Source organism: Streptomyces sp. NPDC017056, from assembly GCF_044332485.1.
Classification (GTDB): domain Bacteria; phylum Actinomycetota; class Actinomycetes; order Streptomycetales; family Streptomycetaceae; genus Streptomyces.
On sequence record NZ_JBIRPD010000015.1, the window covers coordinates 169394 to 191352 of the forward strand.

Below are 21959 nucleotides of genomic sequence, written 5' to 3' on the forward strand. Positions count from 1 at the left end.
CCACAGCTATGCTGACCGGAGCAGACGACAGTGAGCCAGACCGGGGGACATCGTGAACCGACCACTGCTGTTCCTCGACGTGGACGGCCCGCTCAACCCTTATGCGGCCCAGCCGGAAAGGCGTCCTGACGGCTACACCACACGCAGAGTCCCGCGGAACGGCGCCCATGAGGAGCACAGAAGCCTCTCCTCCCGGCGGCGCCCCCTGCGGGTCTGGCTCAACCCGGAGCACGGGCGGTTCCTGCTCGGACTCGGTTTCGAGCTGTGCTGGGCCACCACATGGATGGACGACGCCAACCGGTGGATTGCACCGGTACTCGGCCTTCCTGAACTTCCCTTCGTCGACTTCGGCGACGTCTTGCTCCAAGAACGTCCCGATGGAGTCCACTGGAAGACCGGCCCGCTGGTGAACTACGCCAACGGCCGTCCTTTCGCCTGGGTGGACGACGAACAGAGCGAGCTGGACCAGACATACGTGACCGCCCACCACCGGGGGCCCGGGCTTCTGCATCACGTCAACCCTCGGGTCGGCCTACGAGAGAACGACTTCCACACGCTCGCCGACTTCGCCCGATCCCTGACCACTCCACAAGCCATCAGCTGACCAGACCGCCAACTCTTCAAGCAGCTCTACGTACTCCGAGCCGCGGTCATGAAGAGACAGCCCTCGGACGGTCAAAATGGCCACCTGGTCACCTGGGTGGCTGATGGCTGACCCGTATTCCTTGTGACCTGCACAGCTTTCTCCGCGTACACATGGTCCGCCACGGGCCTCCAGATCGGAGTGACGTGTTACCTGCTACCCACCAAGTCGCGAAACGAGGCCGAACCGCTCTCGTCTCTGCGGTAGTCCTCACGACGGCCCTCTTTGCGTCTGCCTGTTCCGAAGCATCTGCTCCGGCCCGCGAACGCCCTGCGAAGCCACCTGAAGTCCGAGACGCGTTTGCGCGAGTTCAGGCGCGGCTCAGCGAAGGGTGCGGACAATCCCGAGAGACGTGTGGGGAGTACCTGGAAAGCGCCATGGAGAACCTCGCCTTCCTGTCACGGGCAATGCATGACGACCCCAAGGGGGTTGACCATTTTTCTGCCCCCGTGGCATGGATAGAGGAAACGCAGGAAAAAGTTTCCGATCGGTCCGGCGAGGTGATTGTGAAGCACGAAGCGGAAATAGTGCAGACTTTGAAGCGTATTAATGACTGGATGCAGCATCACCCGGAGGACTACAGATAGAAGTCGGAAGGTTAATCCAGGTCGCAGCTCGGCCGAATAGGCTAGGGGCGGATCCTCCTCGATCAAACCGAGACGGGAAAATGCATCAGCGCAATAGATGCTCTGGCACTGGTATGGCTTTTGTCCTGTTATTTGCCGACTCGATTGTCGCATACCTAACGATAGGTGCAGCCATCGAAAGTACGGGCTTCGAATTCACTTTCGGTGAGGCGGGGCCAAAACGGAACAATGATGTCGACTGGACAGTTCCGGTTGTCGCCTTGTGCGTCCTGGTTGCTATTTGTTGGCTGTCGGCATGGCCGCTGTTCCGTAAACGCTTCTACCTCAGCGGGGTGCTTCAAATAATTTTCGGTTCTGGATTGCTCATCCTCTTGGCCGTGGTGGCGGGATCCTAGAGGTGTACTACCTCTCGCAGTTCCTTCAGATCACCCACCGACCCCACCGATCGAAAGTGCTGCTGACATGCGACCTTCCCTGTTCACGGTCGACCTGCCGGGCCCGGGACGCCTTAGCACCATGGCCAAGCCCCGGGGCTTGGACTGGCTTGAGGATGAGATGACCGCGCTGGGTATTGCTGGTGTTGACGTCCTGGTCTGTGCGCTGACCCGGCCCGAACTCGACGAACTCGGGCTTGCGGCGGAAGACGAGGCAGCCGTGGCCGCGGGGCTGCAGTTCGTCGCAGTCCCCATCCCCGACCGTATGGTCCCCGATCTCGCCACGGTTCTGCCGACCCTTCGCGACCTCGCCGAACGGCTACGCGAGGGAGCGCACGTCGTCACCCACTGTCGCTTCGGCATAGGGCGGGCATCCCTCCTTGCCGCTGCACTTCTGATCCTCAACGGTGTCGATCCCGAAACAGCGTGGAATCGGCTCGAACAAGCCCGGGGCGTTCCCGTTCCGGACACTACCGAACAGCGGGAATGGACACTGGGTCTGCTTAAACACGCATCATCTTGACGAAACAGATTCCACAGAAGGGGCGGGAAGTTATAGGGCAGGGCAGAAGCGGTTCCGTCGGCCGGCGGGGGCCGGGGCGGCAAGCCCGGCGGCAAGGGGGCTGGCAGCGACAAAGCGTGCACGGCCTCCCGGGCGGCGAAGGCAGCGTTGGTGGCGGCCAGGGTGGCAGGGGCGGTACTCCGAGCAGCGACGGCAACCCGGGGAGCACTGGCTGTGCGCCCCGAACCGCCGGAGAACCTCTGATCGTTGTCACGCCGGCCGCACAGACCATCGATGCGCTCCGTGCGGCCGGTCAGTGGGCGGGGCTGTCCGCATCCGGTGCGGGGGCTGGGTGTGAGAGTCGTATAAAAACCCGCGCTCATGGCGTTGTTGAGGCGGAGGAAGCGCACCGGCACGGCATCGGTGTCCCGGATCAGCCGTTGCGGCTCATCGCCTTGTGGATCCAGCCCGCGTATGCGGGCGCGCTGGTGTAGAGCCCCGGGCCCTCGCTGCATCGTACGCCGGGGGCGCCCGGGCCCGAGGTGACGCCGATGAGTTCCCAGCGTCCCTTCCGGTCCCGCTGGAGCTGGGGGCCGCCCGAGTCGCCGTGGCACGCCATGGCCTTCGGCACCTGGCTGATCGTGCACAGACGGGTGTTGCCCGCGTAGCCCGGCGCGCACTCGGAGACCGCTCCCCGGCGCGTGTCGAGCTCCTGGAGCCGGTTGGGGAAGACCAACTTGGTGGGGTCGGGAGCGGTGTCGTCGATGGTGCCGAAGCCCAGGATCCGGGTGGGTGTGCCGGGCCGCCCCGGCTTGTCGGCGATGCGGATGGGCTTCTCGGAGACCGAGCGATTCAGGCGGATCAGCGCGAGGTCATGGCGGTTGGCAACGACGTTCTCGCCGTTCTTGTAGCCGGGGTGGGACACCGTCTTGGCGATGGACCGGACCGTGCCCCCGGACTTCTTCCACTCGCTGCCGATCCGGACGGTGCCGTCCAGGGTGACGAGCTTCGGGTCCACGCAGTGGGCCGCGGTGAGCACCCACTTCGAGTCGATCAACGATCCCCCGCAGACACCCTTGAAAGTGGGGTCGTCCACGCCCGTCACCGGGATCGACACCATGGACGGGTAACGCTGCGTGGAATCCTTGCCGTTGACGATGGCTTCGGCGCTGCCGGACATCATGGCGGCGCCCGCCGCGCCTGCCAGGGCCATCGCGACGGTGCGCGCCACTGTGCGGCGCGAGGACTTCAGGCTGAACACGGGTTCTCCGATCGGATAAGCGTTTGCGACACGTTCAGCCTCCGCCAACAAGAGGAGCTGATCCATCCGGTTAGCGGGCGTGTCCGGGGTTCGGTCAACAGGCCCATCCAGGGTAGGGAAAACCCCAGGTCGGCACGTTCCGCGTGCGGCCGGCGCGACGCCCCGTCCGGGTTGCTCACCAACGTGCCGGGACAGCACACCTAGCCGGAGAAACGGCAGAACGGCAGAACGGCAGGGCGGCAGGACAGCAGGACGGCAGGGTGGCACAGGCTGACGGACGCCATCCGGCGCGGACGGCGAGCCTGGCGTGGTCGACGGACGTATGCCTCATCCAGCAGTCAAAACCGCCGCATGATCGGCGATCCTTTACCGGCAGGGAAAGGAGCGAAGCTGGGTGGTCGACTTCGGAAGTTTTCGGGGGGCTTCCGGTTTCCGAAGCCCCAGGTGGAGGCGGCCTTGAGGAGAGTCTCGGCAGCAGCGGTGTGGGCGTAGAGGTATTGGGAGCCTCCTGCCGCCGAAAGCCGCGTCCGGTGGGCCAGTTCAGTGGTGGAGGCCGGGGCCTCCAATTCGGTAAGCAGCAGGGTACGCGAGTGGCCGAGGACGGGACGGGGGCGGGGGCGGGGGCTCCGATGGCAGGCCGTGCCTCCCATAGCGTGCCGACGCCACGGGCCGGGTGGGCGAGTTGGGGCGGGTCTGGCGGCTGCACTCTGGTGCGCAGACCGGGGCGGGTGAACGCCGACGGGATCAGCAGCAGTCCCGCGCCTGCGGGCTCCCGGGGCATGTCCCATCTCCGGCGGACCAGTCTGAGCGCATTGTCGCTCCAGCTCACCGACGTGTGCAGGACGTTGAAGAGGTGCCCCGCGCTGTGCTCGGCGACCGTGCGGGCCCGGTGGAAGATGTCGGCGTCCAGTACGTCCCCTATCCGTGCCCAGTAGGGGTCGAGTGCCAGTTCCCAGTACGTTGCGATCTCTTTTGTGACCTTGGCCAGATGGGAGGGCGGGGCGGCGTGAAGGCTCACCAGCCGTGGGCCGAGGTGCCCCCTGGTGGCGGGCGAGGTGGTCGAGGTCCTGGCGTACCCGGTCGGCGGGCGTGCCCAAGATCGCATCCCACTCTGCCGCCGGTGCGGGAGCCGGTCCGGCGGGGCCGGGGTAAGGAAGTCGGGCACGCAGCCGGAGGAGCCGACCAGTTAGGCAAGCCACCCCGGCCCAGCCCGGCAGCCGCCACGCGTGGCTGCACCTGCTCGTACCAGGATCGGTGGGCCGGATGCGCAGTGTTCGACATCAGCAGTCGGAAGCTGGGCGCGACCTCCCGCACCGGCGAGATGGCGAACCGGACCAGCGCGAGATCACTCGCCGAGAACGCCAGCTCTGCCACGGCAGTCGCACCTCGGATTCAGACATGATTTAAACAATGGCCTGCCAGGTCACCGTGCACCGATCATCGCACCATGAACTCACAAACGATCACCGCAGCGGCATCGGGCACCTGGAAGCTCGGCGACCGCACGGTCAACCGGGTCGGCTTCGGCACGATGCGCCTGCCCCAGCACGGCGAGGCGTTCGCGCCCAACGCCGTACCGCGCGACCGCGACCAGGCGATCAAGGTGCTGCGTCGGGCGGTCGAGCTCGGAGTGAACCACATCGACACCGCCGCGTTCTACTTCTCGCCCCTGCGCTGTGCCAACGAGCTGATCAACCGCGCCCTGGCTCCCTACCCGGACGACCTCGTCATCACCACCAAGGTCGGCCCCGGCCGCGCCCCCTCCGGTGACTGGCTGCCGCACGCCACCCCCGGGCAGTTGCGCGGCCAGGTCGAGGAGAACCTGCGCCAGCTCGGCCGCGACCACCTCGACGTGGTCAACCTGCGCATCGTCGGCACCGATTCCATCGCCGACCGCTTCGGCGCACTCTCCGAACTGCGCGACGCCGGACTCATCCGCCACCTGGGCCTGTCCAACATCCAGCCGCACCACCTCGCCGAGGCCCAGGCCATCGCGCCGGTGGTCTGCGTCCAGAACATGTACGGCCTCGGGGCATCACCCGAGCAGGAGGAACTCCTGCGCCTGTGCGGCGAACAACGCGTCGCCTTCGTGCCGTTCTACTCGATCGCCGGCAGCGGACGCGAGGGCGGCGCACCTGCGAACGACCACAACACGGTGCATGCCATCGCCCACGCCCGCGGGGTGAGCACCGCCCAGGTCAGGCTGGCGTGGACGCTGCACCGCGGCCCGCACGTCCTGGTCATTCCCGGCACCGGCGACCTCGACCACCTCGCCCAGAACGTGGCCGCCGGCGCCCTGCGCCTTACCGATAACGAACTGGCTGCCCTGGACTCCGTCCACCAGGCAACCGCATGACCATGCCATCCCCGAAGGCCCCGGTAAGGAGGCCGGCTTCCACAGAAACCTGACGCCGCATCCCGGACCTCTGCTGGACGACTTGCGAGAGTGCCTACGCGGTTGGTGACACGCCCGTGACGCGTGAGGTGCTTCTGTCGTGCCGTGCTCCGACGGGGCGTCCTCGTGCAGTTATTCACGATGGCTTGGAGACTCCGTTGTGCTCCGGCTCGCCGCTCGCGGTCCCGCTCCAGGTGGCGCGGATGTGCTCGCGGGCGAACGGGTCGTGTTGCGCTTCGCTGCTCTGGCTGGGCATTCCTGTCGGCAGTGCCTTTCGGGTTTGCTTGCTTCCGGGCGGGACGGAAGCGGGGTGATGCGGTGGACTACCAATATTGCTCCCAGCCGTCAGCAGTTCTTCTTCCGGTGTCGTGCCCGGAGGTATGCAGCCCCCATGGCAAGTGCCGGCAAGGTGTTGATAGGGGCCACACCTCTGTGGCGTCGCCCTGCCTGTATGGGGTCTCCCGGGTTGTTGCGGGTCTGGAGGGTGAGCTGCCGGGTGGAGAGGTCGGTCAGGGAAGCCTGCAATTGTGCGGGGCCCTGGGTCAGGGTGCTCAGCAGGTGCAGAGCCGTTTGGGCGGCTTGTTCTCCTGAGAGTGTTTCCAGGATGAGGTCTTGCATGACGTCCTGGAGGGTGCCGTGCAGGGCGGTGGACAGTTTCAGTTCGGGGTAGAGGCAGCGCACCGATCCTTCGATGTTCGCGACCGACTTGCCGACGACGGAGGTCAACGGAGTGATCTGGATGCCGCGCTGGGAGGAGTAGCGCAGCAGGGTCATCAGGGCGACGCCGAAGTTGAGTTCTGCCAAGGACGCGTCGGTCCAGTGGGGGACGATCCTGCTGATGTCCTGGATGAACGCCGAGGGGTTGCTCCACGGTGTGGCGGTGCCCAGGTTCACCCATTGGTGACCCCGCGTCGCTGCCCGCGGCCGCCCCTGTGACCTCCGGCGACTGGATGGTGCTTGACGCCTCGGGAACCGGCAGTGCCGCGCGCGACCTGGCGGAAGCCCTGGGGGCTCAGGGCAGCGCCTCCACCGTCGCCGAACTGAGCGCGTCAGACGAAGAACAGCGGGTGCAGCGCGCACTCCTCGACGCCCTGCGCAACAGCGTGACGGGAGACAGTGCCCGTCCAAGCAGTGTTGTGGTGATGTTCCCGACTGCCCAGGACAGCGGCGCGGACTCAGTGCCTGACCACGCTCGGCAGACCGTCGGCCACCTCCTGAACAAGACCGTCAAGCCGCTGCTGACCGATGAGCACACCACCCCGCCGCGCCTGTGGGTCATCACCCGCGGCGCGCAGTGCGTACGCCCCGACGACGTCCCGGACCTGGGGCAGGCGGGGGCCCGCGGGTTGCTGCGTACCCTCAGCTACGAGCATCCCGAGTTGCATCCGACCACGGTGGACATCGACGCCCGCACCTCTGCCGCGGTGTTGGCACGCGAACTGCTGGCCTGTCCCACCGAGCAGGACGACATCGCCTACCGCGACGGTCAGCGGTACACGGCACGGCTGGCGACTGAGCCGCTGGGAAACAACGATCTGCGTCACACCCTGGCCGACCGGGCCCGCGATGCCGTCACCCTCGACTTGGAGCACCCCGGCGACCTGAGCTCCTTCCGGTTCGTCGCCGAGCGCCGCCGCCCGCCGGCCCCTGGCGAAGTGGAGATCCGCGTACAGGCCACGGGCCTGAGCTTCATCAACGTGCTCAAGGCCCTCGGCGTCTACGACCGTTTCCGCGCACCGGGCGACGGGCCGACGTGCGACACGTTCGAGTGCGCCGGAGTCATCACCGCAGTGGGCGAGGGCGTCACCGACCGGCAGGCCGGTGACCGGGTCGCGGCCTGGGTCCTCGGCAGCACGATGGGCTCCTTCGCCCGCACCCGCGCCGGCCTGACCCTGCCCGTCCCCGATACCACGAGCCTGCCCGACGCCGCCGCGCTGCTCTTCGCCCACCTCACCGCCCAGTACGCGCTGCACCACCTGGCCCGGTTGCGTCCCGGCGAAACCGTCCTGGTCCACACCGCCAGCGGGGCAACCGGCCTTGCCCTCGTCCACCTCGCCCAATCCCGCGGTGCCCATGTCCTGGCCACCGCGGGCACCCCGGGCAAACGCGCCTTCGTACGGCGCCAAGGTGTACGCCACGTGATGGACTCCCGCCCCCTGGACTTCGCCGGCCAAGTACGCGACCTCACCCAGGGACACGGGGTGGGCGTCGTCGTCAACGCCCTCACCGGGCCCGCCCAGAGCGCGAGCCTAGACCTGCCCGCGCCGTACGGCCGGTTCGTCGAACTCGGCAAGCAAGACATCTACGCCAACACGCGGCTCGGACTCCTGCCCTTCCGTCGCGGCATCAGCTTCAGCAGCGTCGACATCCTGGCGGTAGGCCGGCACAACACCCGGCTCGCGGAGACACTGTGCGCGCAAGTTGCCGACGCGCTGCACCACGGTGCTCTGCCTCTGCTGCCGGTGACCACCTACCCGATCGGGGACGCCGCGGCGGCCTTCCGCACCATGGCCGCCGCCCAGCACACCGGCAAACTGGTCCTCACCTGGCCCGACCAGGGCAGCCTCATCGTCCCGGTCCGGCCGCACGACGTAGCCGTCGTCCGCGAGGACGGCAGCTACATCATCACCGGCGGTCTGGGCGGACTGGGACTGCTCGCCGCCCGCTGGCTCGCCCACCATGGCGCGCCGCATATCGTGCTGACCGGGCGTCCCCGGCCGGGCCGTAATGCCAAGCGGGTGATCGGGGACCTGCGGGCCGCGGGCACCCGCGTCGACGTCGTCAACGGGGACATCGCCGAGCCGGCCACCGCACCCCGGCTGGTGGCAGCCGCGGCCGCCGACGGCTACCCGCTGCGCGGCGTCCTGCACTGCGCGTCCGTCGTCGAGGACGCCACCGCCGCACGCATCACCGACGACCTGCTCGACCGCGTCTGGCGGCCCAAGGTGAACGGTGCCTGGCACCTGCACCACGCCACCCTGGACGCGGACCTCGACTGGTGGGTCGGCTTCTCCTCCATCGCCTCCGTCCTGGGCAGCCCCGGCCAGGGCGCCTATACCGCCGCCAATGCCTGGCTCGGCGAATTCATCAGCGGCGCAATGAAGATGAGCTGATCGCGCCTCCTCAACCTCCGGCCGGTAACACCCTTGTGCCGACACCGATTACTCATAGCCAGGTCCACCGCTTGAGGTTGGCGTGCAAACCGGTAAATGCGCTGCCAGCAAGTATGTGATCGAAATTCATGCAGCAGGTGGCGTCGGCGAGGGCAGGTGTCGCCGCTTCCCGACGCGAGATTCTCGGCTCATGTTCACGATGCTGAGGTACTTCTGGGCGTCGGCGAGGGTGGCGACGGTGATGTTGTAGACGGAGTGGGGACGGGTCTCCTTGCCCTTGTGTTTATTGATCGCCCAGGTGGAGAATGCATCCCAGTCGTTCTCCAATGCCGTAATGAACGGGCGCTGCTCGGTGGTGCCGGTCCATTTGCGCGCGATGAGGTCTTCGATCTTGGTGAAGCGCGCGGCTTCACTGGTGTCCTGAACAAGGGTGAGCAGGGCCCTGGAAGCCGACCTTCCATTGAGCTGTCCAGTATCGGAGGCTCTGGCAAGGTCAATGGCGGCCTGATCGAGACCGGCACGGTTGAGGCCAACGTCCCCGCGGGTGGTGTCGGCCTTTCGCTGGAGGGTGCCGTAGTTGCCGTCGAACCCGACACTTGCGCGCGTGGTGTTGTGATTGGGGCTGTAGTGGGGCGCAGGGGTGTCCTGGAGAGCCCAGAAGGTGTTGGTGGCGGGCAGGTACCAGCCGACGACGTAGAGGTTGCTGGCACGCACTACGAGATCGATGGCGACGTTGGTGGAAGTTCTCAGGTGGACTGGAAACAGGTCGTTGGTGGCTGCGGGCCGGGTTCTGTACATGCCCCGATAGAAGACTTGACCGTCAGTGGCGCGCAGGCGCAGTGCCTTGACGAAGGCGCGGTAGGCGCCAGAGCCGGCGGTCCTGAGGTTGGGTAGCGAGGGGTTGGGGTGGACAGCGGGCGCTGCGGCCGATGCCGTGCTGACGCGTGGGGCGGGCGGGGCGGGCAGGACCGCGGCGACGGCCGTTGCCAGCGGAGTGCCGACGCATAGGGCGGCCAGGGTTGCGGAGGCGAGCAGGCGGGGCAGTGGGACGTTCACAGGTTCTCCTGCCGGAAAGTGCCGAACCGGGGCCGGTTCTGCTTCGGGGCAAAAGAAGTGTCACCGCCCAGACGCGAACATATGCGAATCGCTGCGCGGTGGTCACTCGCGCGATGGATCAGACGCGCAATCGGCGCACCGGCGAGCGGATCCCAGCCGAACCAAACGGATTGGTTCGGCTGGTCATCACGGCCGCGGGCCGCCGACGCGCTCATACGCGGCGCCTGACAACGCGTAGGGTCGCCCAGCGGCGCGAGGAACTGCCCTGGCGCGCCTGCTTTGCCACGCGGCATGTCGTTGTATGGGCCGGTATCCCGCCCGCTGACCGCTCGCGTCGAAGGGTGCTCTCGTGTGAGCAGGCAACAGCCGGATCCGGGTGGCGCGTGTCCGGCCTGTCGGACCGCTATCGGTGAACCCGTCGGCCTGCGGCGTGAGCGTCGCAAGCCCGCCCCGGAGCGGAGGGAGTGGTTGTCCGCTGTCAGCGCCCGGAGCCGTGTCTCCAGCCCATGCGCCACCCTTAAATAACCGGATAATGGAGAGCAAAAGGTACGTGCAGTGAGAAGGTGATTGTCATGGGGAAGGCCAGGGAATGGGGCAGGGCCCTTGAGGCGCAGCAGAAGCTGACCCCCGCCGAGCAGCAGCGGCTACAGCGGCTGCTGGCGGAAGTCCGCCGTAGCAGCAAGTAAGGCCGGGCCCGGCAGGGCCGGCACATACGTGTGGGCACGGGCTCGCCGCCCGTGCCCGCGCACGCCACGGAGCGGGAGACCGGATGGACGCGCCAGTGCTTCGTACCGCCGGCGGGCCGGGCGGCATCGGCGGGCGGCTGCCTGTTTCGGGTACGGAGCGGGCGGTACCGCTGGCCGAGGCCGCGCGGCGGGTGACGGCCGCATTGAAGGCGCTCGGCCTGGAGGCGCACCTGACGGAGCTGGGGGATGGCGGCGAGCCGACCGCCTGGCGGTGTGAGCTGCGTACGCCCGGCGGTGACCTGGCGCCGGAGGCGCAGGGGGCGGGCAAGGGCACACGGGAAGAGGCTCGGGTGGGCGCACTGTTCGAGGCGCTGGAGCATCATCTGACCGGCCCCACCCACTTCGTCCCCACCGCCGTGGAACACCTGCCGGCCGCCGCCGTGGCCCAGGGACTGGCCGGCGACGTCACCGCACCGCTGTTGCAGGAGGCCATGTCCGCGCCGCTGGCCTGCCACCGGTACCGCCGCCTGGATACCGGTCGGCGGTCCCTGCATGGCGCGCTCGGCGCAAACCACCTCGCCGTGCCGGTTTTCTTGGCGTGCCCCTGGTACATCGACGAGCCCGCCTGGCGCCACGGCGCCGGTGACAGCTTCGACTACGCCCCGGTGGGCCGCTACAGCTGCAACAGCGGCTCCGCGATCGGAGTCGACGCCGCCGAGGCGGCCGTGCACGCCCTGAACGAAGCCATCGAACGCGACGCCTTCTCGCTGCTGCTGGCCCGCACCTTCCTCGGCGCCCACCCGGTGCGCGTGATCGATCCGGCCACCCTGCCCGGCGACCTCGCCCACGCCCTGGAGGCGGCCCGCCACCACGCCGGCCAGCCGGTCCACCTGCTCGACATCACCACCGACCTGGGCGTGCCCACCGTGCTTGCCTACAGCGCCCCCGCGGACGCCCGACCGCACCGGCGCGGCTGCGGCACCTCCCTGGACGCCCGCTACGCCGTCTGGCGCGCCCTGAGCGAGCACATCCAAGGCAGCCTCACCGGCGACCACACGGGGGCGGAACCCGTGGACCTGTCCGCGCTCGATCCCTACCCGGAACTGCTCGCCTGTGCCCGTTTTGACCTCACTCCGCATCTGGCCGGCGCCCGTACCGTCGCCTACCGGCCCACCCCCGCCACGCCGCGCCACCCCGACGGCCACCTCGCTCAGCTCACCCGCATCCTGGCCATGGCCGGACATCCGCCTTACCACCGCACCGTGGCCCGCCTGCCCGGCGGCATCACCGCAGTGCACACCCTCCCGCTCGGCCTGGAACGCTTCATCCTCATCCTCGACGGCGCCGCCGTCCTGCCCGGAGAACGCGCCGTCACCGCCCTAAGCCATGCCGCGACACGGTGAAGCGTTCCGCGGGGGCCGCCTGCTGCGGCTTCGGCTTGCTCATCGTTTTGGTGAAGAAGGAGCTGGAGGACGCGCGGCTCAGCCGCTTCCGCCGGCGTCGCCCGGCGCCGGCGGAGGGACGAGGATGACGCCCTTGCCGCCGAGGTTGCTGCCGAGTTCTGCGCCGCCGCAGTGGTTCCGGGCGTCGCCGATGGGCAGTACGGCCGCGTTGCCACCTGCCGTGCCGGTGCTGTGGGTGGTCGCTGCGCCGGTGCGGGCGAGCGGGCCGGCAGGATGCCGCCGGCCGCTGCGGGCGCGGCAGCCGCGCCAACGGCGAGCAGCGCGAGGCACGTTGCCATGCAGGTGCGGTTCATGTACTGCACGACGAATACTGGCCCGGCCCGGCCCGCAACCGACCGTCGCGTCACTCCGATGCCCGGCCTGGACACCTGCCCCGTGGGGCGCCTGCTGAGCAGGGAGGACTTTCCGTACCATCGTGGAACGGCTTCGCCCTCTGTTGGTCCAGGCCATCTCAAGGTGACCAGGAAGGTTGTTTCGCGGCGGCAGGCAAGCCCGAGGGTGCCAGTGACTCGGTGGTCACCAGGTGACGTCGGCGTCGACGACGGCGGAACGGGTGTGGTCGTGGCCGACGACGGTGACGGCGATGCGGGCGGCGGCCCGCTCGCTCGGGGTCGGTTGCGATAGGCAGAAGACGGAGCTGAGGCTGGCTCTCAGAAAGGTGCGGCAGAGAACCCTGCGCGCGCAGTTTGTGCCAGGTGCCTCGCCACCCGGTTGGTCATCACCGGCTGCTGGCCCGGCAGCGAGACCTGAGACCGGCTTCACGGAAGAGGGCCAATCGCCAGGGATGAGGACATGGACAAGAAAGAGCTGTACGGCCTGGACCTGAGCGACGCTACGTGGAAGAAGAGCAGCCGCTCGGCCTACCACGTCGAATGCGTGGAGGTGGCCGACCTCGAAGAGCACCTCGAAGAGCACGGGGTGGCGCTGCGGAACTCCAGGCACCCGGAGAAGGGCGACCTGCGGTTCACACCGGAGGAGTGGGCCGGTTTCCGTGAGGGCGTGCGCAACGGCGAGTCCGACTGACCACCGAAGACACCGGGGCTGCGACGCCGGCGGCTCCTGCGCGTAGGGACTGTCCGGCGGATCTTGTGACTGTCCGACGAGCCGATCGTTGCTCTGGTCATGGGGCGGGAGATCTGACCAGGGACGAGTGGATGCGGCTTGGGCCGCATCTGCCGAAGTTCGGTGGTTGCGGGGGGCGTTGGTGTGATCACCGGCAGGTGATCAACGGAATCCTGTTCCGGGTCCGTACGGGAGTGCCCTGGCGTGATCTGCCGGAGCGGTTCGGGAGCTGGAAGACGGTGTACGAGCGGCATCGGCGCTGGTCCGCGGATGGGACCTGGGACAGGGTCCTCCAGGCCGTGCTGGCCGACGCCGACGCTCAGGGGCGGGTGGACTGGAGCTTGGTCAGCGTCGACTCGACCTCATGCCGGGCTCACCAGCACGCGGCCGGAGCTCCGCACAGAGCACCGCGGATCCCGAAAAGAGATCAACGCCTCGACAGCACCGCCCTGACGAGGGACTTGGACGCTCCCGGGGCGGTCTGACGAGCAAAATCCACCTGGCCGGGGAAGGCGGCTGCCGGCCGCTGGCTCTACTGATCACGCCGGGCCAGTGGGGTGACAGTTCCCAGCTGATCCCCGTTTCTGGAGCGTGTTTGGGTCAAGCGCCTCGGTGGCGGCCGTCCGCACACCCGTCCTGACCACCTGGGCGGCGACAAGGCGTACAGCTCCCGCCGCAATCGTCGCTACCTGCGCAGACGCCAGATCAAGCACACCCTTCCGGAGCCCAAGGACCAGCGGGCCAACCGGCGACGCCGAGGCAGTCAGGGTGGTCGGCTGGCGGGCTTCGACAAGGAGATGTACAGGCGCCGCAATGAAGTCGAGCGCACGATCAATCGCCTGAAGCACTTCCGCGCCGTTGCGACGCGCTTCGACAAACGCGCCTACGTCTTCCACGGGACAGTCAGCGTTGTGTCGATCCGGCTCTGGCTCCGTCGGTAGATCAAGTATCCCAAGATTCGGACGTGCCTGTCACCGTCCTCCGGGAGGAGATTTTGTCGCGATTTGCACACCTAGGGTTGCGGGTGACCAGCGAGAAGCTCGATCTGACTTGGAGTCGGGATGGCCTCTGACATTGCCGCAGTGGCTGCGGCGCTCAACATGATGGTTGCGGCAGATCACCAGGCCGCGCGCTATGCGAACAGCGAAGATCCGGCAGAGCAGTTGGTCTGGCGGCGCTTGACGGCGCAACACGCGGACCGTCTCAGCGAGATCATGGATGCGTACGGATGGCCGACCGCGGAGGTTGTCGGTGAGGACGCGGCCCGGGCCGCGTGGCTGATCGCGCAACACGCCGACCGGCAGCTCGACGTTCAGCGGCGCGCGTTGCGGCTGATGGAGCAGGCGGTGGCCGACGGTGCCGCCAGCCCGCGAGATCTTGCCTTCCTGCGGGATCGCACCCTTGTGAACGAGGGGCGGGAGCAGATCTACGGTACGCAGATCGCCGGCGTGAGGGACGGCTCGCCGACTCCATGGCCCTGCGAGGAGCCCGAGCGCATGGACGAGCGCCGTGCAGAAGTGGGAATCTCACCGTTCGCCGAGTACATCGCTCAGTTCTCCATCGCCTGAGTCACCCCGGCACCCGGCGGATCACGCTCACGCCTGATCCGCCGGACGGACCCTAGCCGCACCCGCGTCCGCCTGTGCCCTTGTTCGCTGCTCAGGGGGATCTGTCGTAGCGGTACTGCTGGTTACTCGCCGCCCTGGCCCGCCCGTCGGAGTCGGCCGCGGGCCGTCCGCCCGGATCTCGGCCGTCGTCGGCCACGTCCGGGCACATCAGCGCCGGTCACCCGGATGTCCCGCTCCCGGAAGCTGCTGGCCCTCGACGCGCCGGGCGAGCCGGTTGGCTTTCTGGGCGTCGTCGCACGGGAGCCCGCCGAGCGGACGTGCTGTGCAGGTTGTGAGCGTGACGCTCACGCGGTGCGAGGAACTGGTCGCCGAGGACCGGCAGATGGTCGGGCGAGACAGAAGACTCCGGCCCGGTGGTGAGGACGAGCTGAGGGGGCGTGGCTACTGCCGTTCGCAGCCTTGGCCGTCGGCGGCCGGGGAGTAGGCGACGACGACGGCGCACCGGAAGGCCAAGCCGGGCAGGTAGACGGACTTGATGACCGAGTCGCGGATGATGGCGTCCGCGGGAACTCCGCCGAACGGCACGCAGTGCTGCCCGCCGACCTGAGGCCCTCTCGATGTTCACGAATGCGCACCAGTAGCCCCGGCCTTCCTACGCCGGCTGTGCTGACGCTGGCGGGCCGCTTGCTGGCGCCGCGGCGGCGAAACCGGTGGTCAGGACGAGCGCCGCCATCGCGGCGCCGCACGCTGTGCCGAGTGCGTACATGGTGTTCCTTCCGGGGGTGGTGGCTGCCCAGCCATCCGGTACGACCCCTGCCCTGTGCGTTGCACTGGTCCGGTACCGACACGCCTGTGGCCATTGCGCCCCACGCATACGGATGACACCCCCGGGACCGCAGCACCCTCGCAGCCAGCGCACCCGTCCCACCTCGGATGCCTGAACCATGGCGCCCCGGTCCGCACAGACAGCCCTGCCAGGACCGGCCAGGTCCCGCCGAGGAGACCGGACACGTCACCCCCCTGCCGGCCTTGAGCGGCACCGCCCCAGTCCGGCGACATCCGATGCTGTGCAGCCATTACTACGGCATAGGACCGCCGGGCTGTCCGCCTCAGCCGCGAACACCGCCTGCTGACCGCCCAAGTGAACCGCTGCATTACCCCATGTAGGCGGGCACTTCCTTTTCTGTCCCCCGCCGTTCGAAAACCGGAGGGTTCCATGCGACGGATACTCACCGCCCTCGCGTTCACTGCCATACCGGGAGCCGCAGCCCCGACAGCAGGCGCCGTCGGCCCTCCCACCTACACATGCGACCGCACCGACGCGGCCGACGACGGCCGAGCAGGCATCGGTTGGGGCTCGTGCGCCGCCTCGTACGGCGCTCCCACGAGCGGGTTGATCTACGGCAAGTTCGTCATCGAGAGCAGCGACAGCAGGGACAAGACTGTCACCTGCCTCCTCCGCAACGACGAAGACGACTCGGGAAGCGCCCACGATTACCCGCGGCACGTCTGGGGGATGAAGTGCGGTACCTAGCAGTTGCCCCGCTCGGGCCGCCTGAACTGGATCCTCGATAGGGCATGGCCCTCATGGCTCACGTCCCCCGGCGGAGGTTGCGGGCCGAGGACACCCGGGTCGCGCTGTCACATTCCTCCCGGGCCGGCGTGTGCGCCGCGTCCTGAGAACCACGGCCGCCGAGGGCCAACTGCAAGAAGCTCGCCGTCAAGCCCGCCACCTGCTGCTCCGGCTCCTCAGCGCGTCCAGGGCGGCCTGAGTGAGCGGCCCGCCTCCATGCCGCTGCGGCAGCTTCGCAGGCTGCCGCAGCGATGCAGGCTTGGGTGCGAGGCCAACCGTGCAAGGGCGGGCCTGTCGGGTCCCGGACCGCGTGGGGCGAAGGCAGACCTACCCGCACCATGAGAACCCGCTTCGAGCGCCGTCTTCGATGAACGTAGAACCACTTTCCCTGACCACCGCTTCATTCGAGCGGTGACGCATCTCCGCGGAACGCTGGTGCGTAGGTGTGAAGAGTGGCCGCATTTCAGTGAACCGCGATCGCTGAAACGTTCGCTCAGAGAACCCGCGTGCTAACACTTGGAGTATGAGCAGCCCCAGTTACGACCTCGCGCTCGGCATGAGTCAGGATTCCCTGACGAGTGGCATCAAGGAGATGCACAAGAAGCATCACGCCGCCCTTTTCAAAGGCGATGAAACCGTCCCCAAGGACAAGAAGGAATACCGCTTCATCTGGGACGCCGATGAGGCGCCCAACCTCGTGCTCGACGCGCCGGACAAGACGGTCTGGGACAATACGTGGAAGGCGCAGGGTGTCACCGCCCTCCCCGCTTCGAACGTGGTGCAACTCGTCCTGCCGAACCTGATCGCCAACTGCAGCATCGACAATATCGCCCTTCCCCAAGTGAAGGGAGAGGTCATCATCCCCGCCCACGTGACGGTCGAGTCCGGTGCGGTGACGCTCAAGCTGCTCGGTGTGTGGATGAAAAACCCTCCTGGAAACGGCACCGACAAGATCCTGATGAAGAACGTCGTGGTCCCCAAGATCATGAAAATGGCCAACCCGCCGCTGAAAGGGCTCCAACTTCCCGCGCAGCGCCTGATGGACAAGGAAGTGAAGCTCAAGCCCGTCGTGGTGGACGTCGTCACCAAGACTCAGCTCGTCATCGCTGCCACGGCGACGGTGAGCCTCAGCGCCGAAGACTTCCAGGACACGTACTCCTGGCCGACCGGCAAGAAGGTTTTCCTGCTGATCAGCCCGGCGGTACTGGAGAAGCTGATTGAACCCATGGTCACCAAGTACAAGAACAAGCTTCTTATCGACGCCAAGGAGGGGGACTGGTCGTACAACGCCACACTCAAGGCGTGGCTCAAGGAGATCACCAATGTGAAGATCAGCGAAAAGAACCCCCAGCAGGGATCCGCTAAGGTCAACATTCCCTGGGAGGCCAACGGCTACATCATGGGCCACGAAGACAGCGGATGTTCCATCTTCAAAGCGTCGCAGAAGGCATGAACGGGGTCGGTGCCATGACATACGACCTCCTGGTCACGATGAACCAGTCGACACTCAACAGCCTGGTCAAACAACTCCACGACATCCCGGGAGCGGCGGAGAAGCTCTTCAAGGGAAAGATGAAGGTTCCCGTCACCAAGACCGAGACCAGTGAGTTCCAATGGGCTCTGGAGCAGGAACCGTACGTCAATCTCTCCGTCGAGGACGGCCTGTGGAAGAAGGCGATCTCGCCCAAGGGCAAGCCGCCGGAAAAAGTCACGGGCGCATTGCACGTCAGGCTGCCCAAGCTTCGGGTCACAGGGCCCAACATCGAGGACCAGGTCCGCGCGGTGGATGTCATCTGCTCACTCACCACCCGCGCCGACGCCCTGGCCTTCACCCCGCTCGGCGCCGCGGTGGACTTGCAGAACATTTCCAACGCCAACGACCGAATGATCTACCGGCATGTCATCGTGCCCAAGGCTCTTCAGGCGTCCCTGGCGATGGTCGGCACCATCGCCCTGCCCCATCTCGATGTCGCCGGCGTCAGTTTCGGCAACTTCGCCCTCGCCGCGGGCAGCGGCCGGATTGCGGGGGCGGCGAACATGGCCGACAAAGCACCAGCCACCACACCGGATCCGTCGCAGGTCGCCGATGTCCCCTTCGAGATTCACCTGTCGCCCGCCGCGGCCGAGCGCGCGATCAACCACGAACTGGCGAAGTACGCCGGCGCGTGGGAGACCACCAAGGGCAGCACCACCTTCGGCATCGGCCGTGCCGAGTACGAGGGCGGCATGCGGGCGACCCAGCTCTACGCCACGGTCGACACCTCCGACCCGCTGCAGGTGACCGCCACCCTGCACCCGGAGGCGTACGGCAACGCGGGCGTGGATCTCTTCAGCGAGATCGGCCACGCCATCGAGCAGATCGGCGAGTCCATCGGCCGCGCACTCTCGAGCTATTAGCAGTCGCCCGCCACCCCACCCGGCCCGGAGGACGCCCCCCCATGTCCGATGTCAGCATCAGCTACACGACGCAGGTCAGCCCCGAGACCGTCACGGTCACCGTCACGCTCGGCCTCGCAGGCACGCATGTGCGGCTCAGCGTCACCGACCTCTCCTCCTTCACCGTCATCCTGACACCGCAGGGCGACCTGGAAGAAAAAATCCTCTCCGGCATCGCCTGGCCCGTCGCCCAGTCGCTCGCCCTGCTCCTGCCCCCACTCGCGCACAAGCTGATCGCCGGACGTGCGTTCGATGTCCTGGCCGTCCCCGACGTGCCCCCGCAGCACGTCGGAGACAAGCTCGTCAACCCCGTCCTGGAGCAGCCGACTCTGACCGGCCGGGACGGATACCTCATCTTCTCCGCCACCCCCAAGCTCGTCACGTCCTGAGGAGCGCACCGCCATGGCACTCATCGAATTCGGCGTCAGTTACACCCCCGAAATCCCGCGCGTCACCGTGGAAATGAAGAACCTGAGCAGCAAATCCCTCACTATCCAAGGGGTGGAGACCGATCTCACCGAGGTCAAGGCGACCGCCAAGAACGAAATCTCGAAAGTGCTTCAAGACTACATGAACGACCTGGTCAAACAAGCTCCGGGGAGCGTCAATGAGGCGATCAAGCGCCTCTCGCACACAGTGGAGTATCAACAAAAGCTCGGGGCGACGTTCCCGGTCAAGGAAGGCGTGCAGATCACCGTGGAGCTGACCAGCCCCGTCGTGGGACAGCACGACGGGAAGCTGATGATCAGCGGCGAGACACAGGTTTCCTGACACCCGCCACCTGTCCGCACCGCACCCCAGCCGGCCGACTCTTGAAGGGCACGTCAGCATGACCACCTTGCACCTCGCCGACACTCCCGGCTATCCACTCGCCCGCCGTGTGGCCATGGGGCTCGAAGTCCCGTACCAATTCGGCACACTCAGCATTCGTTTCGGCGCGCTCCAAGTCCGCCCGGAAGGACCGCCCGAGCTGATCAGCAGTGCGTCCGGCGGAGAGGTCGCGGACGTGACGTACCGCATTCCGGCGCTGACGCTGACCGGCCGGTACGCCCTCGATGCCCGGGAGGACGAGCCGCACGGCATCGACTCCGGCGGCAACCTGCTCCCCTTCACCACAGAGCCGCAGCCCACCGTACCCACCTTCGCCCGTGACGAATTGCTGCGCGGCGGACAGCAGGACGAGCAGACCCAGTGGACGAATCGGGCCAAGCGACACCGGGATGAAAAGCTGCTGAAGACGGAGAACGGCAGGGGCCTGCTGCGCAGTTACTACCGGCATAACTGGGCCTTCTGCGACATCTTCGAGGACTCCAGCGCGTTGCGGGCTGCATGGAAGAAGGACGGCACCGTCCGGCGCATGTCTGCTCACACCTACAAGGTCACTGACCCTGCTGCTGGCGATAACCAGCCCAAGATCAATGACTGGAAGGACACCGACGGATCAACGTACAACTTGCTCGCATTCGATCGCCAGGCCGTGCTCGCCACGGCGCTTGGACAGGCCGAGACGGATGACAAGGAGAAGAAGAAGAGGTTCGAAGCGGCCTGCGATGCCACGGCGGACTTTGCAACACGTGTCGAGGGCACCGGAAACAGTGGCTCCAAAACCACCCACCTCACCCAAAAGGACGTGTACGGCCACATCGCGAAACCACCCGGCTGCGATTCGGCCCGGTACGAGATGCTGCATGCCGTCACTCGGGGAGAGGTGGATCCGGACACTCTCACACCGGGCACGGCTCCGCACGAGTTCTCCGCAGAGGAACTGCACAGCTTGCGCAAAGCGCGCCGCGCCGTCTTCTCCGACAATGCCGAGCGGGAGCCCACGGCGACGGACACCCTGTACAGCGGTGACTGCTCGGCCCGGTTGGAGGGGGTGCGGATCGCCCTGGGCCCGCCCTCGCCAGACGGCGGACGGGCGGCTTACGCCCGGATCGAGCTGCCCGATCTGGCTTTGCGTATCGACGACTCCGCGTGGGGCGGTCCTGCCGGAGAGGTGGCGATGGAGCGCCTCGCCGCCATGGGTTTCATCAGCGGCATCGTCCAGGACGCGGTCAGCGAGTCGGTCCGCCACGCTGCGCTGACCGGGCTGGCGGGCTACGCGCCCCCGGCCCGGTGACGGTCCTGAACCATGACCGTGCTGCACGCGCACTCCCCGCCCGGAAACGTCGCCGACTGCCTGTGGAGCGAGCTGCTCGCCGACGACCGGCCCCGGTACAGCGCTGTCCTGGAAGAGGCACTGAGCCCTCAGCGGGAGTATCTGACCGACACCGAGTACGCCATCTACCGACAGGGCAAGCTGCTGCGCCCGGCCGTTCTCTTCCTCGCGGCCCGGATGGCACACGGCCCGGAGCCGCTGCCGAAAAAGGTGATCCAAGGCGCGGTGTCGCTGGAGATGCTGCACGTCGCCACCCTCATCCACGACGACGTGGTGGACGGCTCGGCACTCCGCCGGGGCCGGCCCTCGGTCAACGCGGCCAGGGGCGGCGGCACCGCCGTGATCGTCGGTGACCTGCAATTCGTCCAAGCCATCCGGGGATTCGTCGAGGCCATCGACCGGGACAGCGACATGGACCTGGTCAAGATGGTGCTGGACACCGCCTTCGAGATCTGCTGCGGCGAACTGGACGAGCTACGCGTCGAGTGGTCCCTCGGAACGAGGGAACTCGTCGGCCACTACTGGCGGACCGTGGACCGCAAGACCGCCGTGCTCTTCGGGCTGGCCGCCGAGTCGGGGGTCCGGTTGGCCGGCGGACGGCTCGGCGACGCCCGCCGGGCGGGCTTCTACGGGCGCGCCCTCGGCCGGGCCTTTCAGGTGATGGACGACCTCTTCGATCTGGCCCGGGACGAGCGGGCGTCGGGCAAGCCGCGCGGCATCGACCTGGTGCGCGGACGGGCCACCCTCCCACTGATCTACGCGAGGGAAGACCTCGGCCCCGGCCACCGTGTCAGTCGCCTGCTGCGCGGCGACACCGCCACGCCGGACGACGTCGAGCGCGCCATCGACGAGGTGCGCGCCACCCCGGGCTACGCCCGCGCCTACGCCGAAGCGCGTGAGCAGGCCCTCAACGCCCTCGAATACCTGCGGCCGTTCCCGCCGAACCGCTACCGCTTCGCTCTCGAAGACCTCGCCCTTCAGGTCGTGGACCGCGCGCCGTAGCCACCGCCGCCTCCCCCACC

General features: G+C 67.5%; 22 protein-coding genes and 1 pseudogene. 17 read left to right on the forward strand and 6 right to left on the reverse strand.

Going from position 1 to position 21959, the window contains the following annotated elements; all coding sequences use genetic code 11:
• Positions 1 to 52 precede the first annotated feature (52 nt).
• The 4 genes from ACH4OW_RS26675 (at position 53) to ACH4OW_RS26690 (ending at position 2187) form a co-directional block, all read left to right on the forward strand.
• Entirely contained in the window at positions 53 to 604 is a 552-nt protein-coding gene (locus ACH4OW_RS26675) for a hypothetical protein (protein WP_398030350.1), read from the forward strand.
• A gap of 416 nt (positions 605 to 1020) precedes the next feature.
• Positions 1021 to 1230, forward strand: a complete 210-nt coding sequence (locus ACH4OW_RS26680; protein ID WP_398030351.1) for a hypothetical protein — start codon at positions 1021 to 1023, stop codon at positions 1228 to 1230.
• 113 nt (positions 1231 to 1343) lie between these two features.
• Positions 1344 to 1625 carry a hypothetical protein gene (locus tag ACH4OW_RS26685; protein WP_398030352.1) on the forward strand — a complete coding sequence of 94 codons (282 nt, stop codon included), beginning with the start codon at positions 1344 to 1346 and terminating at the stop codon, positions 1623 to 1625.
• 67 nt (positions 1626 to 1692) lie between these two features.
• A complete protein-coding gene (locus tag ACH4OW_RS26690; protein WP_398030353.1) occupies positions 1693 to 2187 on the forward strand; it encodes a tyrosine protein phosphatase in 495 nt (164 codons plus the stop codon).
• A gap of 412 nt (positions 2188 to 2599) precedes the next feature.
• On the opposite strand, the gene ACH4OW_RS26695 is transcribed toward ACH4OW_RS26690, so the two are convergent.
• Positions 2600 to 3427 (reverse strand): S1 family peptidase, encoded by an 828-nt coding sequence (locus tag ACH4OW_RS26695; RefSeq protein ID WP_398030354.1) that lies wholly within the window; start codon positions 3425 to 3427, stop codon positions 2600 to 2602.
• Between the two features lie 1447 nt (positions 3428 to 4874).
• On the opposite strand from ACH4OW_RS26695, the gene ACH4OW_RS26700 reads away from it, so the two are divergent.
• Complete coding sequence (locus ACH4OW_RS26700; RefSeq protein ID WP_398030355.1) at positions 4875 to 5783, forward strand: aldo/keto reductase; 909 nt, start codon at positions 4875 to 4877, stop codon at positions 5781 to 5783.
• A gap of 384 nt (positions 5784 to 6167) precedes the next feature.
• On the opposite strand, the gene ACH4OW_RS26705 is transcribed toward ACH4OW_RS26700, so the two are convergent.
• Positions 6168 to 6716, reverse strand: a complete 549-nt coding sequence (locus ACH4OW_RS26705; RefSeq protein ID WP_398030356.1) for a hypothetical protein — start codon at positions 6714 to 6716, stop codon at positions 6168 to 6170.
• A gap of 56 nt (positions 6717 to 6772) precedes the next feature.
• On the opposite strand from ACH4OW_RS26705, the gene ACH4OW_RS26710 reads away from it, so the two are divergent.
• Positions 6773 to 8935, forward strand: coding sequence for an SDR family NAD(P)-dependent oxidoreductase (locus ACH4OW_RS26710; RefSeq protein WP_398030357.1), 2163 nt, complete (start codon positions 6773 to 6775; stop codon positions 8933 to 8935).
• Positions 8936 to 9061: 126 nt separating this feature from the next.
• Here ACH4OW_RS26710 and ACH4OW_RS26715 read toward each other — a convergent pair whose 3' ends face one another.
• Positions 9062 to 9991, reverse strand: a complete 930-nt coding sequence (locus tag ACH4OW_RS26715; protein ID WP_398030358.1) for a ribosome-inactivating family protein — start codon at positions 9989 to 9991, stop codon at positions 9062 to 9064.
• Complete coding sequence (locus ACH4OW_RS26720) at positions 9988 to 10206, reverse strand: hypothetical protein (RefSeq protein WP_398030359.1); 219 nt, start codon at positions 10204 to 10206, stop codon at positions 9988 to 9990. The genes ACH4OW_RS26715 and ACH4OW_RS26720 overlap by 4 nt, the downstream gene beginning before the upstream one ends.
• A 554-nt stretch (positions 10207 to 10760) precedes the next feature.
• Between ACH4OW_RS26720 and ACH4OW_RS26725 the strand changes: the two genes are divergently transcribed.
• Positions 10761 to 12080: a YcaO-like family protein gene (locus ACH4OW_RS26725; RefSeq protein WP_398030360.1), complete on the forward strand. Its 1320-nt coding sequence runs from the start codon at positions 10761 to 10763 to the stop codon at positions 12078 to 12080.
• 78 nt (positions 12081 to 12158) lie between these two features.
• Here the strand turns inward: ACH4OW_RS26725 and ACH4OW_RS26730 are convergent, their stop codons facing one another.
• Positions 12159 to 12410: a hypothetical protein gene (locus tag ACH4OW_RS26730; protein WP_398030361.1), complete on the reverse strand. Its 252-nt coding sequence runs from the start codon at positions 12408 to 12410 to the stop codon at positions 12159 to 12161.
• Positions 12411 to 12932: 522 nt separating this feature from the next.
• Between ACH4OW_RS26730 and ACH4OW_RS26735 the strand changes: the two genes are divergently transcribed.
• The 3 genes and pseudogenes from ACH4OW_RS26735 (at position 12933) to ACH4OW_RS26745 (ending at position 14770) form a co-directional block, all read left to right on the forward strand.
• Entirely contained in the window at positions 12933 to 13163 is a 231-nt protein-coding gene (locus ACH4OW_RS26735) for a DUF397 domain-containing protein (RefSeq protein WP_398030362.1), read from the forward strand.
• A gap of 65 nt (positions 13164 to 13228) precedes the next feature.
• Positions 13229 to 14143: pseudogene (locus ACH4OW_RS26740) on the forward strand (IS5 family transposase).
• 120 nt (positions 14144 to 14263) lie between these two features.
• The gene (locus ACH4OW_RS26745) at positions 14264 to 14770 is read left to right on the forward strand and encodes a DUF6624 domain-containing protein (RefSeq protein ID WP_398030363.1); all 507 of its coding nucleotides are present in this window, start codon (positions 14264 to 14266) and stop codon (positions 14768 to 14770) included.
• A gap of 441 nt (positions 14771 to 15211) precedes the next feature.
• Here the strand turns inward: ACH4OW_RS26745 and ACH4OW_RS26750 are convergent, their stop codons facing one another.
• Positions 15212 to 15355: a hypothetical protein gene (locus ACH4OW_RS26750; protein WP_398030364.1), complete on the reverse strand. Its 144-nt coding sequence runs from the start codon at positions 15353 to 15355 to the stop codon at positions 15212 to 15214.
• A gap of 631 nt (positions 15356 to 15986) precedes the next feature.
• On the opposite strand from ACH4OW_RS26750, the gene ACH4OW_RS26755 reads away from it, so the two are divergent.
• The 7 genes from ACH4OW_RS26755 (at position 15987) to ACH4OW_RS26785 (ending at position 21939) form a co-directional block, all read left to right on the forward strand.
• The gene (locus ACH4OW_RS26755) at positions 15987 to 16304 is read left to right on the forward strand and encodes a hypothetical protein (protein WP_398030365.1); all 318 of its coding nucleotides are present in this window, start codon (positions 15987 to 15989) and stop codon (positions 16302 to 16304) included.
• A gap of 562 nt (positions 16305 to 16866) precedes the next feature.
• A complete protein-coding gene (locus ACH4OW_RS26760) occupies positions 16867 to 17796 on the forward strand; it encodes a hypothetical protein (RefSeq protein WP_398030366.1) in 930 nt (309 codons plus the stop codon).
• Between the two features lie 14 nt (positions 17797 to 17810).
• Positions 17811 to 18740 carry a hypothetical protein gene (locus ACH4OW_RS26765; RefSeq protein WP_398030367.1) on the forward strand — a complete coding sequence of 310 codons (930 nt, stop codon included), beginning with the start codon at positions 17811 to 17813 and terminating at the stop codon, positions 18738 to 18740.
• Positions 18741 to 18781: 41 nt separating this feature from the next.
• Positions 18782 to 19168 carry a hypothetical protein gene (locus ACH4OW_RS26770; protein ID WP_398030368.1) on the forward strand — a complete coding sequence of 129 codons (387 nt, stop codon included), beginning with the start codon at positions 18782 to 18784 and terminating at the stop codon, positions 19166 to 19168.
• A gap of 13 nt (positions 19169 to 19181) precedes the next feature.
• Entirely contained in the window at positions 19182 to 19550 is a 369-nt protein-coding gene (locus tag ACH4OW_RS26775) for a hypothetical protein (protein ID WP_398030369.1), read from the forward strand.
• A gap of 58 nt (positions 19551 to 19608) precedes the next feature.
• Positions 19609 to 20898 carry a hypothetical protein gene (locus ACH4OW_RS26780; protein WP_398030370.1) on the forward strand — a complete coding sequence of 430 codons (1290 nt, stop codon included), beginning with the start codon at positions 19609 to 19611 and terminating at the stop codon, positions 20896 to 20898.
• A gap of 12 nt (positions 20899 to 20910) precedes the next feature.
• Positions 20911 to 21939, forward strand: coding sequence for a polyprenyl synthetase family protein (locus ACH4OW_RS26785; protein ID WP_398030371.1), 1029 nt, complete (start codon positions 20911 to 20913; stop codon positions 21937 to 21939).
• Positions 21940 to 21959: the final 20 nt, after the last annotated feature.